The organism is Rhodoflexus caldus (assembly GCF_021206925.1).
Classification (GTDB): domain Bacteria; phylum Bacteroidota; class Bacteroidia; order Cytophagales; family Thermoflexibacteraceae; genus Rhodoflexus; species Rhodoflexus caldus.
Genome location: NZ_JAJPRF010000002.1, coordinates 228,380 through 247,106, shown reverse-complemented (window position 1 = coordinate 247,106; position 18,727 = coordinate 228,380). Strand labels below are relative to the sequence as shown.

General features: G+C 42.8%; 15 protein-coding genes. 4 read left to right on the top strand and 11 right to left on the bottom strand.

Going from position 1 to position 18,727, the window contains the following annotated elements; genetic code table 11:
- The first annotated feature begins 3 nt into the window (after positions 1-3).
- Complete coding sequence (locus NDK19_RS03180; protein WP_250630388.1) at positions 4-1,047, top strand: hypothetical protein; 1,044 nt, start codon at positions 4-6, stop codon at positions 1,045-1,047.
- Complete coding sequence (gene nhaA / locus NDK19_RS03175; RefSeq protein WP_250630387.1) at positions 1,047-2,378, top strand: Na+/H+ antiporter NhaA; 1,332 nt, start codon at positions 1,047-1,049, stop codon at positions 2,376-2,378. The genes NDK19_RS03180 and nhaA overlap by 1 nt, the downstream gene beginning before the upstream one ends.
- Here the strand turns inward: nhaA and NDK19_RS03170 are convergent.
- Positions 2,359-4,302, bottom strand: a complete 1,944-nt coding sequence (locus tag NDK19_RS03170) for a tetratricopeptide repeat-containing sensor histidine kinase (protein ID WP_250630386.1) — start codon at positions 4,300-4,302, stop codon at positions 2,359-2,361. The genes nhaA and NDK19_RS03170 overlap by 20 nt on opposite strands.
- Before the next feature lie 271 nt (positions 4,303-4,573).
- Here NDK19_RS03170 and NDK19_RS03165 point away from each other — a divergent pair, with 271 nt between their 5' ends.
- Positions 4,574-5,830 (top strand): OmpA family protein, encoded by a 1,257-nt coding sequence (locus NDK19_RS03165; protein ID WP_250630385.1) that lies wholly within the window; start codon positions 4,574-4,576, stop codon positions 5,828-5,830.
- A gap of 6 nt (positions 5,831-5,836) precedes the next feature.
- Here NDK19_RS03165 and NDK19_RS03160 read toward each other — a convergent pair whose 3' ends face one another.
- From NDK19_RS03160 to NDK19_RS03140, 5 genes are read right to left on the bottom strand one after another with little or no spacing between them, the layout of a single operon-like run.
- Complete coding sequence (locus tag NDK19_RS03160) at positions 5,837-6,655, bottom strand: M48 family metallopeptidase (RefSeq protein ID WP_250630384.1); 819 nt, start codon at positions 6,653-6,655, stop codon at positions 5,837-5,839.
- A 52-nt stretch (positions 6,656-6,707) separates the two neighbouring features.
- Positions 6,708-7,724, bottom strand: a complete 1,017-nt coding sequence (locus NDK19_RS03155) for an ABC transporter ATP-binding protein (protein ID WP_250630383.1) — start codon at positions 7,722-7,724, stop codon at positions 6,708-6,710.
- Positions 7,711-8,709: a glycosyltransferase family 2 protein gene (locus NDK19_RS03150; RefSeq protein WP_250630382.1), complete on the bottom strand. Its 999-nt coding sequence runs from the start codon at positions 8,707-8,709 to the stop codon at positions 7,711-7,713. Before NDK19_RS03150 ends, NDK19_RS03155 begins: the two co-directional genes overlap by 14 nt.
- Before the next feature lie 5 nt (positions 8,710-8,714).
- Positions 8,715-10,730: a hypothetical protein gene (locus tag NDK19_RS03145; protein ID WP_250630381.1), complete on the bottom strand. Its 2,016-nt coding sequence runs from the start codon at positions 10,728-10,730 to the stop codon at positions 8,715-8,717.
- A gap of 6 nt (positions 10,731-10,736) precedes the next feature.
- Positions 10,737-11,648: a PfkB family carbohydrate kinase gene (locus NDK19_RS03140; RefSeq protein WP_250630380.1), complete on the bottom strand. Its 912-nt coding sequence runs from the start codon at positions 11,646-11,648 to the stop codon at positions 10,737-10,739.
- Positions 11,649-11,830: 182 nt separating this feature from the next.
- Between NDK19_RS03140 and NDK19_RS03135 the strand changes: the two genes are divergently transcribed.
- Positions 11,831-13,705: a DNA topoisomerase IV subunit B gene (locus NDK19_RS03135; RefSeq protein WP_250630379.1), complete on the top strand. Its 1,875-nt coding sequence runs from the start codon at positions 11,831-11,833 to the stop codon at positions 13,703-13,705.
- A gap of 235 nt (positions 13,706-13,940) precedes the next feature.
- On the opposite strand, the gene NDK19_RS03130 is transcribed toward NDK19_RS03135, so the two are convergent.
- From NDK19_RS03130 to hisD, 5 genes are all read right to left on the bottom strand, one after another.
- Positions 13,941-15,206 carry a DUF4153 domain-containing protein gene (locus tag NDK19_RS03130; protein ID WP_250630378.1) on the bottom strand — a complete coding sequence of 422 codons (1,266 nt, stop codon included), beginning with the start codon at positions 15,204-15,206 and terminating at the stop codon, positions 13,941-13,943.
- An 89-nt stretch (positions 15,207-15,295) separates the two neighbouring features.
- On the bottom strand, positions 15,296-15,595 hold the full coding sequence (locus tag NDK19_RS03125; RefSeq protein WP_250630377.1) for a winged helix-turn-helix domain-containing protein: 300 nt from the start codon (positions 15,593-15,595) through the stop codon (positions 15,296-15,298).
- Complete coding sequence (locus NDK19_RS03120) at positions 15,592-16,200, bottom strand: hypothetical protein (RefSeq protein ID WP_250630376.1); 609 nt, start codon at positions 16,198-16,200, stop codon at positions 15,592-15,594. The genes NDK19_RS03125 and NDK19_RS03120 overlap by 4 nt, the downstream gene beginning before the upstream one ends.
- Positions 16,201-16,268: 68 nt before the next feature.
- Positions 16,269-17,384: a DNA-processing protein DprA gene (dprA, locus tag NDK19_RS03115; protein ID WP_250630375.1), complete on the bottom strand. Its 1,116-nt coding sequence runs from the start codon at positions 17,382-17,384 to the stop codon at positions 16,269-16,271.
- A 10-nt stretch (positions 17,385-17,394) separates the two neighbouring features.
- Positions 17,395-18,720, bottom strand: coding sequence for a histidinol dehydrogenase (hisD, locus tag NDK19_RS03110; protein WP_250630374.1), 1,326 nt, complete (start codon positions 18,718-18,720; stop codon positions 17,395-17,397).
- Positions 18,721-18,727: the final 7 nt, after the last annotated feature.

Genomic DNA, 18,727 nt, shown 5'->3' with positions numbered 1-18,727 from the left:
ACAATGAAACCTAATCCCGTTATTTACAGCCTGCTGACTGCTGTCTGCTGTTACCTGCTATCGGGCACTGTATGGGCGCAATTCTCCGGTAGTATTGCTTATCAAGAATATGAATACGCATATGAATTGAAGGACAGCAAACCGAAAGGTACATATGTCTTGCAAATTAATACAGTTCCGCCACAACCCGACAACCGACTGGTTTATCAGAGTCTTGTTAATATTTCAGGAGAAGTAGCTACCAATAAAAAATTGGTTATCAGGGTTTTACGTGCTTCTGTTGAAAAAGGCAAATGGGTGCTTAATCGCGAAAGTGTGCTGGAAACTACCTTTGACTATGCGCAAAAAAAAGTACTCCGTTCTTCCAAAGGCTCTTTTGCGCAGTTTCGCACACAGGAATATGCCGAAGTGGTTGCCAACAATGTTACCCCTCAATCCATTGATATGGCCACAGCCGTGCGCTATGTGATAGAAGATTTGGCCGTAAACTACAATCGAATTTTTGCACCGCATGTGGTTACTGCCGACCCTGTGGAAATAATTAAACAAAAGGGTAAAAAATTAACTATTTTACCCCAATTAGCCGTTTTCCCGACTACACTCAATGTTAGCGAAGGAAATGTTAATTACAAAATAAATGTCGGAGCGATTAACACGGCCAATCGCCGTCAGGACGTGCAAATCAAAATTGTTGAACAAAACGAAGCTGATGATGCAGGCAGTACTTCTACGCTATTCACCTCTTATCTGATTATTGATGATAAAGTAGGCAATGGTGCAGATTGGATTGTCCGAATCCATTTTGCCGAAAAAACCAACAGTTTTACGTGGCAGCCGTATCCGTCTCAGTTTCTGGAATGTAAATTTTATGCAGCCAAAGGTGTTATGACGTACGTACCCGGAGCGCGTCTGCTGCCGTTCCAGGAAAATCAGCCACCCAAAGCTGAGGTCATTGAAGGTACGAACGGACAAATCACGAAGGAGGAACTGCTCAATATTGCCATTAGCCATTTCATTAAATACTACTCTAAACTTTTCAGACAGTAATGGTTAAAGGAAACAAAATTGCACAAATCCTGATACGCCCGATTAATAAGTTTATCCGCAATGAGTCAAGTGCAGGTATCATATTGTTTATCAGCGCATTAATTGCGATGATTTGGGCTAATTCGGCATGGAAAGATGCTTATCATCACTTGTGGGAAACTCCGTTAGGCATCTCGTTTGGCGGCTTTGAGGTGAATAAAACGCTGCATCACTGGATAAATGACGGCCTAATGGCTGTTTTCTTTTTTGTTATTGGACTTGAACTGAAACGGGAAGTAGTAGGCGGAGAACTTTCCAATCTGAAAAATGCTGTTTTGCCCATAATGGCAGGTCTGGGAGGCATGATTATTCCGGCCCTGATTTTTATTGTGCTGAATAGCGACCCTTCGGCAACGGCAGGGTGGGGGATTCCGATGGCAACCGATATTGCTTTTGCGTTGGGTATCATGTCCTTGCTGGGTAATCGCGTACCTATTGCACTGAAAGTATTTCTGACAGCCCTCGCCATAGCTGATGACCTTGGAGCAGTGTTGGTTATTGCCTTTTTTTACACTTCTAAAATAGATTTTCTGAGCCTGATGACAGGCATAGGTTTTTTGGGACTTTTGGTAATTGCCAATGTAATGGGTGTGCGCAAAACACTGATTTACGGCTTGCTTGGTATCGGTGGACTCTGGATGGCGTTTTTATTGTCGGGCGTTCATGCAACTATTGCAGGTGTATTGGCAGCATTGGCTATTCCCGCATCCGTTAAAGTAGATGAAGAGGAGTTTAGCGATGAGATGGAAGAATTGCTGCAAAAGTTTCGCGCGGCTGACCCGAACAACAACCCTTTGCTGACCGCAGAGCAGTTGCACATTCTGGAAGCTATGAAGCAAACGTGTGCGGCAGCCGAAACACCTCTGCAAAAACTGGAACATAGTATGCACGGGCTTGTTGCCTATGTAGTAATGCCTGTTTTTGCACTTGCCAATGCAGGTATCGAATTAGGTGGCAATTTATGGCAAGAACTCTTTACACCGCTTACTTTGGCAGTAGCAGTAGGTCTTATTGGCGGTAAGTTTATCGGCATTATGCTTTCAAGCAGCTTGCTTGTTAAATTGGGCTGGGCAGAGCTACCTCAGCAAACCACATGGAAACAAATGACGGGAGTGGCGTTGTTGGCCGGAATCGGCTTTACCATGTCATTGTTTATCACCGAGCTTGCTTACAACGATGTTGAACTGATTAAAAAGGCAAAGTTGGGAGTGCTTTTTGCCTCATTAGTAAGCGGAGCTACAGGCTACATTATTTTGAGAAGCGCCGCTAATCCTACTGATGCCACAAAATAATTTTGAAGGTTGTACCTTTTCCTACTTCACTGTCAACAGAGATTTCTCCGCCGTTTTTCTCAATAAAATCTTTACAAAGTAATAAGCCAAGGCCGGTGCCCTGTTCGCCGGCCGTTCCTTTGGCAGAGCGAACGCTGGGAGAGAATAATTGCTCTTTAACTGTATCTTCAATACCTGCACCTTTGTCTTTTACGGCGATTTCAACCCTGTTGTCGGGGAGAGTAACAGCTTCTATAAGCACTTCACTGCGCGGATAAGAGAACTTAATTGCATTATTAAGCAAATTGCGAAGCACAAATCGCAAATGATTTTTATCGGCTTTGGCCAAGGCCTTATCGCTAATGTTGGCAATAATATCAATTTCTTTTTGACGCGCTACCTCCTCGTAAAAGAAAATAGTCTCTTGAATAATTTCCTTCAAATCATTAACTTCAGGGTTAATAGTATCGCCCGTTTTAATCTGTGAGTAAGACCACTCGAGTAAGTTGTTGAGCGTGTAAAGTATATTTTTTAAATTTTTTCTGACATCGGTAGCAAGTTGAGTAAAATCGGAGGGAGAAAGCAAATTAAAGTCCACTAAATCCAACACGTTTTTCAAAGCGCTTAATGGTGCACGCAAGTCGTGTGAAATAATAGAAAACAACTTGTCCTTGGTATCATTAAGCATTTTTAATTCTTTATTTTTGGCATCAAGCACCTGATTTTTATAAGAAAGTTTATCATTTTGAATTTGACGCTCACGCCAATAATAAAAGAGCATAGAAGCAATGATAATAACCGCTGCCAGAATTGTATAGACAATATTTTTATTCAACTCTGCATTAACCAGTTTTTGATTGTTAATAATACTTTCTTTTTCTAAAAGTTCTATCTGACTTTGCTGCCTGCCAAGCTCATATTGAAGCTGACTTTGGTTAATTAATTTATTTTTGTCTTGAGTGTAAATAGTATCCATTAAGAATATAACAGAATCGGCATAGCGCATTGCCTTTTCAAAATCACCTTCGGAAAAGTGGATATCTTTTAAAATAAACAACCCGTCTTTTATCAGATAGTTAATCTTATTTTCCTTTGCAAGGGTAAGTCCACGTTGTCCGCAATAAAGTGCAGAGTCATAATTGAATAGCTTATGATATGCTTTTGCAAGCGCAAGATAGGAGTAGGAGATACCCTCTACATCTTTCAGGTCGTTGGCCATTCTAAGGGCACGTCCTTGGAAATAAATGGCGCGCGAGTATTTTCCAAGATTATAATTGGTGTCGCCAAAGTTATTCATCAAAACCGATTGCAAATGCAAATCGTTTTGTGAAAGCGCTATATTATAAGCTTTTTTGTAATACTCTTCGGCTGTTTTAGGATTGCCGCGCTTTTGATACAGTTCACCAATATTATTCAATACGGTTGATACGTTAGAGTCGTCGTTGAGTTGTTCGTATAAGGCAAGAGCTTTTTTTAGCATCTGTTCGGCTTCATCCGATTTGCCGGAAATAAAATAGGCAATCGCAAGATTATTATAACAATTGGCTGTTTTACGCCGCACGTTGATTTTTTCTGCATTATTTGCATATGTATGCTTCCTGTCTTCAAAAATTGCCAAAGCAGCCAGAATGTTTTTTATGGCATTTGAATAGTCGCCTGTTAAACGCTGATAGTTCCCAAGTTCCATCTGTAGTTCGGCACGTACTATTCGGCCTACCGATGCTCCTAAATCCAAACCTTTGTTCAGGTATTCAAATCCTTTAACAGGCTCTGCCAATGATGCTCGCTTAGCTAATTGCAAGTATATCAACCCTTTAACGCTGTCAGAAGTAGCTGATTGCAGCGCTGTTTGCAAGCTATCGGTTTCTCCGCCATAAACTCTGTGGCGTACTAAGACAACCATAGCAATAAGCAAAAAAAAGTATGCAGTTTTTTTACAGGTCATATAGGGTTGTTGTGCACCGTGTAAATGCAATATTTAAACGAATGCGGAACGCAATTTAGTATAAAAGAAAATATTAAAAAATGTATTATAACTTATCTTATGTTAAATGATAATCAAAGCCCTATTGTCGGTTATCTGCTCAAATTTCATCCTGTTACAGTTTCGGCCTTATGTTGTTGCATGAGCACCTAATTGTTTGAAATCCATCGGGTTATCATTTAAGGCGTAAAATTTGTTGCAACCAATAACAACTACTCAACAAGTTATTACCATGAAATTTACTGCAATATTTGGCGTGATGCTGTTTTGTACTGCGTTAACAACTCAGGCACAAATTCGTCAACTGAAAATAGCCAATTCGGGAAAACCTTTGGCTGCATCTGAGTTGGCTGTGAGTCCTGATGGTAAATATTTGATTTTCAAGCGAATAGACCGTCAATGGGAAGCACAACCCGTATTATTTCGCACCGAATTGTTATCGGACTCTACTTGCAGCGAACCTGAGTTGATGCCTGTCTTCTCGCAGAAAGATAAAAAAGGCAAATATCTTTTTCGTGCCGGTACGCCGTTCATTACCTATGACGGCAAGCAAATTTACTACGAATATGACCCGAAAAGTGATGAAGCGCCAAGCCGCGACAAAGGTATCTGGGTATATGACATAGCGAATAATAAGCACACGGAGGTGATTAAAAACGATTTGGCGGCCTCCCCCTCCGTTAGTCCTGACGGCAAAACATTGTATTTTGAAAATAACGGTAAAATTTTTATCGCAAAAAAAGATGCAAAAGGTGCATGGGGGAAACCTTCGCCGCTGCCCTCCCCCATTAATCCTGAAAATCCTGATGAAATGAATGTTTTTCCAAAAATTCTTGACGATGGAAAAACGCTGCTTTTTTCAAGCAATCGCTCGGGGAGTGTTGGCGGCTGGGATTTGTATGCCGCTACCTTGCAACCCAACGGCAAGTGGACATTTCCTGTCAGTTTAGATTCGCTGAATTCTACCGCGGATGAGAGTTGGAGTAGTATTTCTAAAAATAAGATACTCTACTTTGTTCGTTGGCGAAGGCTTGGCGACGGGAAACTGAATCAGAGCGAAGTTTTCACTACGCAACTGCCCGTAAAAATGGATTTCAGCGGATTGAGTATTTATGATGGCAAAATTTACGACAATATTACCGGAGAACCTTTCCAATTAGGCGAACTTACGTTTGCCAGTGGCTCCACAGAGCTTAACCCCGCTGCAAAAAAGGGTTTAGAAAAATTAGCCCGCTTACTCATATCCAAACCTAAGCTGATGCTTGAAATTGGTGCACATACAGATGACCAAGGGAATGATGACATGAATCTGCAACTCTCCCAACAAAGAGCTGAAAGCGTAGTGGCTTACTTGTTAGATATAGGAGTCCCTTCTAAGCAACTGAAACCCAAGGGATACGGCGAATCTTCTCCCAAAGTACCCAATACCAATGAGGCCAATCGGAAGAAAAATCGCCGTGTAGAATTTCAATTGATTACCAATGAATAGGCCTTTTTAACGTGCATTGCCCTTGTAAGGCGATTTGTTGTAGAACTCCATCGCTTTGGGAATCAAGGAGTTTAAGTGGTTGATACGTGTCTGGCTGGATGGGTGCGTAGATAAAAATTCAGGGGGCGCATTGCGGTTGGTTGCTGCCATGCGCTCCCAAAATTTAGGTGCTTCCCGCGGGTCATAGCCTGCATAAGCAGAAAACATCAACCCGATTTCATCAGCTTCCGACTCTTGCTTGCGGCTAAATGGTAGCAAGATACCCACCTGAGTACCAATGCCGTAAGCTGCCATCCATGCTGCTTGGGTTTCACGCGGTTTATTACTGAGTGCCACGGCTAAACCAACCTGACCAACCATCGCTAAAACACTTTGGCTCATCCGTTCATCGCCGTGTCCGGCAATTGCATGTGCAATTTCATGTCCCATTACTACGGCAAGCCCGTCTTCATCTTTACATACAGGCAATATACCTGTATAGATAACCACCTTTCCGCCGGGCATACACCACGCATTAACCTGCTCGCTCTCAACCAGATTAAATTCCCAATTGAAACCGTTCAGACGGTCGGACATGTTCATTTCTGCCATGTACTTTTCTACGGACTCCTTGATGCGCTGCCCTACTCGTTTAACGGTTGCAGTAGCCTGTGCATTGGTAGAGAGGCGGTTTTGTTGCAGAAACTGGCTGTATTGGGTGGCACTCATGGCGAGCAGTTCACTCTGTGGAATCAGGCTGAGTTGCCTTCTACCTGTAACAGGCACGGTTTGGCAGGCCGCCATCAAAAGAAATATGAATACAATAGTGTTTGTTAGGAGTCTCATGGCAGTAGTGATATGGTTTCTTTTTACTTACGTGCAATTTTATCGCCAAGTTTCAGGGCAGGCAAGCATATTGGGTAATAGTTACATACACACGGTTATCTACTTGAATATCAGGGATAAATTGGGTTTTGGCAATTAGTTGCCAGCCCTCTCCTGCAATGGTATATTCGCAATAACTGCCAAAGAAGCGGATTTTTTTTACTACTCCCTCACCCTGCGACGGAGATGCCGGCGCGAGGTGGATACTCTCAGGCCTGATACATATATTGGCAACAGGAAAGTTTACATGAGGCGGTTTGATAAAGTTGCCTAAGGGAGATTGCAAAACTGTTCCATCGTGTACCGGTATGAGGTTGGCTTTTCCCAGAAATATGGCAACGTACTCATTTACAGGTTCGTAGTATAAACTTTGCGGTTTGCCGTATTGCTGAAGCATCCCTTCTTTGAGGACGGCAATGCGGTCAGCAGTTGCCAGCGTATCGCGCGTGTCGTGTGTAACAAACAGCGTTGTAATATCCAGATTGTTGAGCAAGTCAAACAGTTCATCGCGCACTTGGTCTTTCAACAGTTCATCCAGATTGCTGAAAGGCTCATCCAACAAAAGCAATTCGGGACGAGGGGCAAGTGCACGAGCAATGGCTACTCTTTGCTGTTGCCCGCCCGACAATTGATGCGGGTATCGCTTTTCGTATCCGGTCAGGCCAACTAATTCCAACACCTCTCCCATGCGCTTTTTTTGCAGCGACTTGTCCTCTGAAAGTCCAAAACACACATTATCTGCAACATTCAGGTGTGGGAAAAGCGCATAATCTTGAAAAACCATGCCGATTTTTCGCTTTTCGGGTTTGAGCCACTCGGTGGGAGAAGCCACTACCCTCCCCCCTATGCTGATGCTGCCTTTTTGCGGTTTCTCCAAGCCCGCTATTAATCTGAGCAAAGTTGTTTTACCGCAACCGCTTTCGCCAATAATGGCTACTAATTCGCCTCTACTGACCTCCAAACTCACCTCGCGAAGAGCCGGCTGCGAAGCATTCGGGTACGTAATACACACCTTATCAATACTGAGCATGACTACCGGCTGAATCAAAATTGGAGCGTTCCGCAATTACATAATCGTTTCTGTTGGGTGAGGCAAGCGATATCATTTCTGCCAAAAAACCGGCCAGAAACAGTTGAGTACCGATGATGGCGGCAGTCAGTGCCAGAAAAAATAAGGGTTGGTCTACCACATCGCGCGGCGGAGGCATACCCGGCTGCGACTTGATAAACTTTTCAACTGTCAGGAAAAATGCAATACCACCGCCCAATAAAAACACCAGCAGCCCGATAGTACCAAAAAAGTGCATCGGTCGTTTACGGAATTTACCCACAAAGACAATGGACATTAAATCCAAAAAGCCGTAAATAAACCGTTCCAGACCAAACTTGGTTACACCGTATTTTCGGGGGCGATGTTCTACTATCTTCTCTCCTATTTTTTTAAACCCGGCCCACTTGGCAAGCAATGGTATGTAGCGATGCATTTCGCCATACACTTCAATATTTTTTACAACTGCCTGCCGATAGGCTTTGAGCCCGCAGTTAAAATCATGCAAATAAATACCTGATACCTGCCGTGTGGCTGCGTTGAAAAGTTTGGTGGGAATGGTTTTGCTAAGCGGGTCGTATCGTTTCTTTTTCCAGCCTGATACCATGTCAAATTTATCTTTGACAATCATATCGTAAAGCTCGGGAATTTCATCGGGGCTGTCCTGCATATCAGCATCCATGGTGATAACTACATTGCCTTGGGCTGCTCTGAAACCCACATGCAGCGCAGCAGATTTGCCATAGTTGCGCCGGAAGGAAATTCCCCTCACATGGGAGTTCTGTTCTCCTATGTGCTTAATGACCTCCCATGTACGGTCTGTGCTGCCATCGTCTACAATAATCACTTCATAAGCAAAGTGATTTGCCTGCATGACTCTGTCAATCCACGCACATAATTCCGGCAGGGATTCGTCTTCGTTGTAGGCAGGAATGACGACGGAAATATCAAGTTTATTTGTGTTCATTTAGCTCAAAAATCAGTATTCAAAGTAATGATTTTTTTATCCGAAATATTAAGTTTTTGTAATCTTTGCACAAGGTCGGGATTATTAGAACTGTCAATATACTGTAAGTTGCGCTTGGCATAAACGGAGAAACTATAATCGCCTCTATTTTCACTACCTTCCGGTAAACCATTTATGAGTGCAATACCTGATAGTGCCGGTGCAACAAATGAGCTGGTGAATGTACCGAGTCTTTTGTAGTAAGCATCTGTACGCGGTATACTCAAAATATATGCTCTCTTCTGGCTAATGGGCAGCCGATCCATACTGTCAAGCACAGCAATATAGTCATGTTCTTTCCGCGATTGAAACTTTTGTTGTATTGTACGGTAAGACTGACTAATCCTTACATTTCGTCCTGTAAAACCATAGCGAACATCAAAATTTTTAGAAGCTACCCAGCGTGCTTGATAGAAGATGTTACTAAACACCGATAAAGTAATAATGATAATAAATCCATGTAGTAATAACCTAAAAAATGTACTCTTGTAAAACTCCTTAATGATTTGATAGAGTAATACTGTACTGCCTAATAATAATACATTACCTGTTTGCCGGGGGACATCTGAAAAATAGTTGGCACTATTACCTGGTATTAACAGAATTGAACCCGGTATTACTGACATAAAGATAAATATGGCTACCAACTCTATATCCAAAATTTTATTTTCAGATAGCATTTGAATCAACCCTGATTTAGATTGATTTGTCCTATGATGATAGTGTACCAAACAGAATAGTATCGGTATAATAAAGTAGATAGGTATAGTGATATACCATAAAGAGGTTTCTGTGAAGTTTCTTAAATAATGTAACAGCGTAAAATTTAATTGATATGAACTACTTACAAGTTTATGAGTGAAGAATACACAAAGCAATCCTACAGTCCAAAAAAACATATTATCCCATCTAAAGAAAATATCTTTTCTAAATTGCAGATATCCCAATAAAGGAATCATCATCAACCCCACAGACATTTTCATCAGGTATGCAATAACGACTAATGTGACAACGATAGCCTTAGCAATAATTACATTCCCTAACCCGGTATTTCCCAATCTAAATAATACGACACATATAATAAACAAAAATATCAAACTGAACAGGTAGGATTGAGAAACCAAATAGGATTTATCTATTCCAAAATTATATCCTGCATGAATAGTCAAAAAGCCTACAAAAATCACAAACATCATCATCCAAAACAACTTACCTGATGACTCTTCAAGGGATAAGTTTATTGAACTACCATAAAAAGAACTGATGGCTAATGCGGCTTGAATTAGCCAATAATAGAACAAGGGAATAAAGCATACAGGATAAAAAATATTGTATACCTGATGTAAAGGCGCATTGAATAACAAGGAGAGTCTTGTAAAAATCCAGTGACTGCCAAAATGATAAGCTACATACGGAATCCCATCTAAGCCAGTGCTTACTATACCGTAAGTTTTAATCATTTGTGCAATACTCAAATGAAAAAGTAAATCTATTTGAGCAATACCTAATGAAAGTTCTTCAAGAAATAGCGGTGTAACATAGCCGCTGTGATAATAAACTGCCGTAATACACCATAAAGTAAAAGAACTTGCAATCAATACAAAGTAAATATTATATTTATAATTAAAATTTATCCATACCAGATAACATACATATAGCATTGAAAGCCAACCAACAGCTGAAATAATGTATCCAATGGCAGGAAAGAGATAGGAAGGCAAAAATGATAAAACAATTATACTCAATAATATAATTAGTGTAAAGTATGGCAACTCAAATACTATACTTTTTTTTAATAAAAGAAAGCTGCCTATGCCCAAACTACATAAGAAAAAACTTAAACCTGCTGCCAAAAAATATTCTTGAATAGGTAAAGTAAAACCTATTCGGGCAATAATGTTGAATAAAACAAAACCAACTGCCAGTATGTAACAAAATACTGATACAAGCAGTTGGTTTTTAAAAGCAATATCTTCTCTCATGACTTACTAAACAATTCTCACCAATTCATGAAATTGTGCCGCCCGCTCTTCTATTTCGTTGTAAGACAAGCCGATGATGCGCTCGGGGCCGAATTTTTCTACGCAGAAAGAAGCCATTGCTGAACCGTAAATAATACCGCGCTTCATGCTCTCAAACGAGTAGTCTTTGATTTTGGCAAGGTAGCCGACAAAGCCTCCTGCGAAGGTATCCCCTGCGCCGGTAGGGTCAAACACTTCTTCTAACGGCAAAGCCGGCGCATAAAACATTTTATTCTCGCCAAAAAGCAACGCACCATGCTCTCCTTTCTTGATAATCACGTACTTAGGCCCCATTTCATGGATGCGACGTGCAGCAACCCGCAGTGAATATTCCCCTGTCAGTTGGCGCGCTTCCTCATCGTTGATAGACAACACATCAACCAAAGTCAGGGTATGACGCAACTCATCCATGGCAATATTCATCCAGAGGTTCATCGTATCCATTACAATCAGTTTAGGTCTGTTTTTCAGACGATTGATAACCGTTGTCTGAATAGATGGTGTAAGGTTGCCCAACATGAGCACTTCGCAATCCTGATAACTTTCGGGAATAATCGGGTCAAAATCTTCCAGCACGTTCAGCTCCGTTACCAACGTATCGCGGGTATTCATATCGTTGTGGTAGCGGCCTGCCCAAAAAAATGATTTTTTATCTTGTTTTACTTGCAGTCCCTCTGTATTAATACCGTGCTTTTGAAAATTGGCAATATCCGCAGGGTCAAAATCGTAGCCTACGACTGCCACTAAATTTACTTTGGGAGCAAAATATGAGGCTGACAGCGTGATATAGCTGGCAGAACCGCCAACGACTTTATCGGCTTTTCCAAAGGGTGTTTCTAAGGCATCAAATGCAACAGTGCCTACAGCAAGTAAACTCATAAATTAGAATACGTTTCAGTTTTGGGTGCGAAGTTAAGCAATGCGCGGCAAACTCAAAGGTGTTAATAATTATGAATCAAAAATCAATTTTAAGTGATTTTTCTTGTCGGTACGTAGCTGATTTGTTACCTTTGCAAAGCAGCAAGCAAACCGTATTGGTTTGTGCTCAACCGATATAAGACATGGCAACAGCAATTGCATATACCGAAGACAGTATAAAGTCCTTAGACTGGCGCGAACATATCCGCCTGCGGCCGGGCATGTACATAGGTAAATTGGGCGACGGCTCGGCACACGACGACGGTATCTATGTCCTTGTCAAGGAAATTATAGACAACAGCATTGATGAGCATATGATGGGGTATGGCAAGCAAATTGACATCACCATCACCGACAGGCGCGTAGAAGTTCGGGATTATGGTCGCGGCATTCCGCTGGGTAAGGTAATTGACTGCGTAAGTAAAATTAACACGGGCGGCAAATATGACAGCGGTGCATTCCAGAAGTCTGTGGGGTTAAACGGTGTGGGTACCAAGGCCGTTAATGCACTTTCTACCTATTTTAGCGTAGAGTCGTTCCGCGATGGCGAATCAAAAAAGGCAGAATTTGCCTGTGGTGAACTGATACATGACCACGAGGTTACTAAAACCACAGAAAAAAACGGTACAAGGGTCATTTTTGAGCCCGATAATACCATTTTCAAGCATTATCACTTCATCCCCGAGTTTTTGGAAGACCAAATTTGGAACTATGCCTTCTTGAATGCCGGTCTTACCATTAATTACAACGGTCAAAAATATTTCTCAAAAAATGGTTTGGCCGACCTCCTCAGCCGCAAAACCAATGAGGAAGATATGCGCTACCCCATCATCCACCTGCGCGGTGATGATATAGAAGTAGCAATGACACACACCGGCCAGTACGGGGAAGAGTATTACTCATTTGTCAATGGGCAGCACACCACGCAAGGCGGTACGCATCTGGCCGCTTTCCGCGAAGCCGTTGTGAAAACCCTCCGCGATTTTTACAAAAAACAGTTTGAAGCCTCCGATATTCGTGCTTCCATTGTCGGTGCCATTGCCATCCGTGTACAAGAGCCTGTGTTTGAATCGCAAACCAAAACCAAACTTGGCAGCGAAAATATCTCACCCGAAGGCATCAGTATTCGCAAATTTGTAAACGATTTTGTCAGCAAAGCGTTAGATGACTACCTCCACAAGCATCCTGATGTAGCCGATGCCTTGTTGAAACGCATTTTGCAGTCCGAACGTGAACGCAAGGATATTGCGGGCATTAAAAAGTTAGCCAATGAGCGGGCTAAAAAAGCTAACCTGCACAATAAAAAACTGCGCGATTGTCGCCTGCACTTTAACGAAGGAAAAGACGAGCGCCGATTTGACTCTACCCTGTTCATTACCGAGGGTGATTCTGCCAGCGGCAGCCTAACCAAAGCCCGCGACGTGCAGACCCAAGCAGTGTTCAGCCTGCGCGGTAAGCCGCTCAACTGCTTTGGCATGACTAAAAAAATTGTCTATGAAAATGAAGAATTTAACCTGTTGCAACACGCACTGAATATTGAAGACGGCTTAGAAGGATTGCGTTATAACAAAATCGTTATTGCAACCGATGCCGACGTGGACGGTATGCACATCCGACTGCTGCTGCTTACCTTCTTCCTTCAATTTTTTCCTGATTTGGTGAAAAACGGGCACGTTTATATTCTGGAAACGCCACTTTTTCGCGTGCGAAACAAACAAAAAACCATTTACTGCTATTCGGAAGAAGAGAAACAGGCCGCCATCAAGCAATTAGGAGGCAAACCCGAAATCACCCGCTTCAAAGGTTTAGGTGAAATTTCTCCCGATGAATTTGGTCGTTTTATCGGTGAGGATATGCGTTTAGAGCCGATTATCCTCAAAAAAGATACCCCAATCAATAAATTGCTTGCCTATTACATGGGCAAAAACAGTCCTGAGCGTCAGCAGTTTATCATTGACAATCTGCGGATTGAAATGGATTCTCCCGTTCTGCCCGATGTGAAAGAGGAAGCAGCATAACCTCCATCACACGACCTGACTATTGACAAAAAAACCGTCAGGTCGTGTGGTAAGTACTTAAGTAAGTGAGCAATTTAAAACCACCTTTCAAATTTACCGCAAAGCCCGCTGAGTATTACGCGAAGAGCACTGAGTGCTTTTATGATGAGTCTTTTCTTTGTGTACACTGCGGTTAAACTTTTGCGCACTCTGCGGTAAAAAAGAACGCATTAATCTGCTCACCTGCTTAACAGGTCTATCTGAAATTAAACAATACGGGAAAAATAAAAATTACGATAATTGTCCACAAAGTATAAACAGGCAAAAAAGCCGCTATGCTGTTGTCAACCTTTTCCAGTGCACGCGGATTTTTAAGTGTATGCATCAGCCAATAAGCCACTGCTATTAAGTTGGTCAATATCAGCAAATTGCCGCCTAATACGGCTAAGCGATTGGGGGTAATGCCCCATTCGGAAATTCGGAAAATGATAGCCGATAAGGCTACTGCATTAATTACAATCGTTACGACAGACAATATGAAAAGCAACCGGTGATTCCATCGGGCAGCGCTGTTTTTGGCCGTTTCCGTAACGGCAAACAAAATAATAGCCATTACGCCAATCAATAATAAATTGAAAATAATTAGAAAATCGCGGTCGTTGTATGGATTTTTACCCGTGTAAACAATTGTTGCCAAATAAACCACCAGCATTATCAACACCAATGGCGTAAAAACCTTAGCAATCACAGGCGATACATTCTTGACCAACTGCGGATTCGCCTGCACGAGGTAGCTGCCGATAATAGGCGCTGCCACTATGCCCCACTTCATTACGTTTGGGAAATAAAAATTCGCTATGTTGATATCAATCAGGCTAAACAAGCCGAAAGTTATACCCGACAGAATACCTCCGGCAAGCAACATAATAGTTGTAAGAATAACCAAATCCCCATTGAATCTCAGGAAGTTGATTCGCTCAATATAGTTTCTTAAATCTTGCCCCATAAACGAATAGCCCCATAAGGCCCACATGAGCAAAGGCATATGGATACAGGCAAGTCCAAGCGTATCGCTTGCCGAATTATCAGGGAGCAGGTTCATATATGCTACTGAAAGAGTTACTCCGACCACCGGCAGTATGCTTTTTAGCAAACGCAATTGTTTCTTCCAAGCAAAATAGACCATGAGCATCGGCAGAAACAAAAAACCAAGGTGGCGAGTATAAAAATATTCGTCATCAATGGCCAGCTTTTCATCAATTATGGCTATCCAATCGGGTATATTAACTACTATTCCGGCAATAGCAGCCAAGACAATAACAAAAGGCAATTCATTTTTCACGCCCCACGAAATTTTTTCCTGCCCAAAACGCAAGCGCTCATACCACACCTGTGAAACCATATGATGCTGAATATCAGGATATACATTGTCAAACGCCCTTTTGAAGGATATTTTATCTTCCCGATATAGTTTTTCCAACTCATGCGGGCTGTTCAGATTGTTTTTGATAGATTCTTCCATGTGATTAGTTAAAAGTACTTTGAAATTCAAAGTGATTGTGTGAAAATTTTATTGCGTGCTTATCCCTTATTGACGATTTTCACAACTGCTTATTTTTGTGACTGAATCAGTTTTTCCAATGCATTGATATGTTCTTCAAAAGCCTTACGCCCCTGCGGTGTGATAAAATATCGGGTATTGGGCTTTCTACCGACAAAAGATTTTTCTATACCGATAAATTCCTCTTTTTCAAGAGCTTTCAGATGGCTTGCCAGATTGCCGTCGGTAACGTCAAGATATTCCTTTAATGAGTTAAAATCCATGCTTTCGTTTACTGCAAGCACAGCCATAACGCCCAACCTGACTCGGCTTTCAAAGGCTTTATGCAATCCATCTATCAATATTTTCACCGTTCGTACTTCCAATAGATGTAAATCCCATAAACTATGTGCATAATGCCGAATCCGACCGCCCAAAACAGGAGACTGTATGCTACAAACCACATCGCAAGCAGCCCAAGAACTACTTGTATAATGCCCAGCAACCGCAATTCGCGATAGGTGAAGTTACTTGCACCATGCAGTGCCAAGCCGTAAAAAATCAGTGTGAGCGGGGCAAGCATACCTATCAATCCGCTACTGATGCAGGCAAGTATCGCAAGCCCGCCTGCTACCAAGGGCACGGCCATATTTTCCAGCAAACGACGCAAAGCAATATTCCAAAACGGCTCTCCCCTACCGGTAGCTTTTCGGTAAGATAAAGCAGCAGCCGTAATCAAAGTGAGCAGCAAAACAAGTATTGCCATGACAACAACTTGTTGAAAATTTTCAGGTATACTGTAAACCAGTGTATTAGGCTGAAACTGAAAAAGCGTGTGCGCAAGATATGCGCCTGTGAGGGCGTATATACCTGCCATGATTCCCGACCAGCCCGAAAGCGACAGAAAGCGCGAAGAACGCTCCATTAAACTGCGGATTTGCGCAAGGTCGTTGATATAATCTTGTTTGTTGTTCATTAAAAAGTACTTTGTAATACAAAGTTAATATCAACCTTGATTTATGCAAGACTTTAACGGTTTTTTATTTAGCTGATAGCAAACTTTTTCCCGGGTAAAGATTTTACAAGTCCCTGAAATTCAAGGCTGAGCAGTGCCACAGCTGCTTGCGATACACCAAGGCCGCTTTGCCAGCCCAAATCGTCCAAGTGCATTTCGCCATGCTGTTTCAGCAGGCTGTATATTTCTGCCTCTTCTTTGGCTAAATTCAGAACACTTACTTGATGCGATTTTGCGGCTGATTTGCCTGCCTGTCCTTGGGTTTCATTGTGCCAGTTCATGGCGGCGACCATCGCTTCCACAGAGGTGAAAATATGCGCTTTGTGGTTTTGAATCAGGTAGTTACAACCTTCCGAATAGGTTTGACCCAAATTACCCGGTACGGCGAATACCTCGCGGTTGTACTGATTGGCATACTCTGCCGTAATAAGCGCCCCTCCTTTGGCAGCAGCTTCAACCACTATGACAGCATCCGAAAGTGCAGCTATAATGCGGTTTCGGTTGGGGAAGTGAGGCGCTGCGGGCGATGTTCCGAAGGTGTATTCTGTTAAAAGTCCGCCGTTGGCAATCATTTGACGGGCTGTGGAGGCATGCTCATGCGGGTAAATGCGGTCTAAACCACTTCCCATTACGCCAATGGTCGGCAAGTCATATTTGAGTGCCTCGCGATGTGCAACAATGTCTATACCATAGGCAAGTCCACTTATAACAGTTGCTTTCAGCGGCTGCAATTGGGCAATGATTTGCTCGGTAATGGCTTTGCCGTATTTGGTTGCCTTGCGTGTACCCACTATGCCTACTGTTACGGGTGCGTTCAAATCGGCATTGCCTTGCCAATAGATGACCGCGGGAGTATCTGCAAACTGCCTGAGCCTCAGCGGATAATCGGCATCGGTATAAAACAACAGTTTAGCTTGCTCTTTTTCGGCTTGTTTCAGTACTGCCTCTGCTTTTTTGAGGGCATCTGCCTGATGTTCGCTAATCAGAGCGGCGGTCTTTTCGCCGATGTTAGGTATTTTGAGTAGTTTTCCTTTGCTGATTTTAAAAACCTGCTCGGCAGAGCCGCAATAACTTACAAGTTGCTTTGTCAGCACGCTCCCGATTTGGGGAATGAATGACAAAGCAACTTCGTAAAGTTTAGCCATAATCGCCTGATTAGTTATCGGAAGAGATTATTTCAACAGGCTCAACAGGCTGATTGGCAAGATGTTGCAATCGGATAGTTACGGCTTGTCTGTGAGCATGCAGTTGCTCGGCTTCTGCCATAGTTTCTACTATCGGCCCGATGTTGCGCAGTCCTTCTTCGGAAATCTGCTGATAGGTAATTTTCTTTACAAAACTATCTACCGAAACACCTGCAATGGCACGCGCATAGCCATTGGTTGGCAGTGTGTGATTGGTGCCGGAAGCATAGTCGCCGGCGGCTTCGGGAGTGTAGTGCCCCAAGAATACGGAACCGGCGTTGATGATTTTATTGGCCACTTCGTCAGGATTGGCAACAGACAAAATAAGGTGCTCGGCGGCGTACTCATTCAACAGGTCAATGGCTTCTTCTTGGTCGGCAACCACTATGCACTTGCTGTGCGTCAGTGATGCGGCAGCCAATGCACGACGCGGCAATACGCTCAACTGCTCGCGGATTTCATCTACAACGGCACTTATCAGGGGTTCATGGGTTGTAACCAGCAATACGTGGCTGTCAATACCATGCTCAGCCTGTGAGAGTAAATCGGCAGCTACGAAAGCAGGATTGGCGGTGTGGTCTGCCAAAACAGCCACTTCCGATGGCCCTGCGGGCATGTCAATGGCTGTTCCTCTTTTGGCAACTAACTGTTTGGCAGCAGTTACAAACTGATTGCCCGGGCCGAAAATTTTATCTACTTTTGGAATACTTTCTGTACCAAAAGCAAGGGCGGCAATGGCATGAGCTCCACCTACTTTGTAAACTTTTTGCACACCTGCCACTTTGGCGGCAAACAAAATAGCAGGGTTGATTTTGCCGTCGCGTCCCGGAGGAGTAACCATCACAATGTGATGACAACCTGCGATAACAGCAGGAGTAGCCAACATTAAAACGGTAGAAAACAACGGAGCAGTGCCGCCGGGTATGTAAAGCCCTACTTTTTCAATCGGTACGCTCTTCCGCCAGCAACGCACACCGGGCATGGTTTCAATCGGTGAAAAATGTTCGTGTTGGCGCGAGTGAAAAGTGTGAATATTTTGATGTGCGGTGCGAATGGCTGCTTTCAATTCATCGGAAACCAAGTTTTCGGCTTCCTCAAATTCCGCTTGTGAAACCTCAAACTGCTTCATCTTAACACCGTCAAACTTTTTGGTAAATTTAGACAAAGCAGCATCGCCGTTTTTTCTTACCTCTTTGATAATCGGCTTTACTTTTTTTTCTATTGCTTTGAGGTCTAAGGCAGGTCTTGCCACTAAATCAGGCCACTCGCTGCGAGCAGGCAATTGAAACAGTTGCATGTTGAAA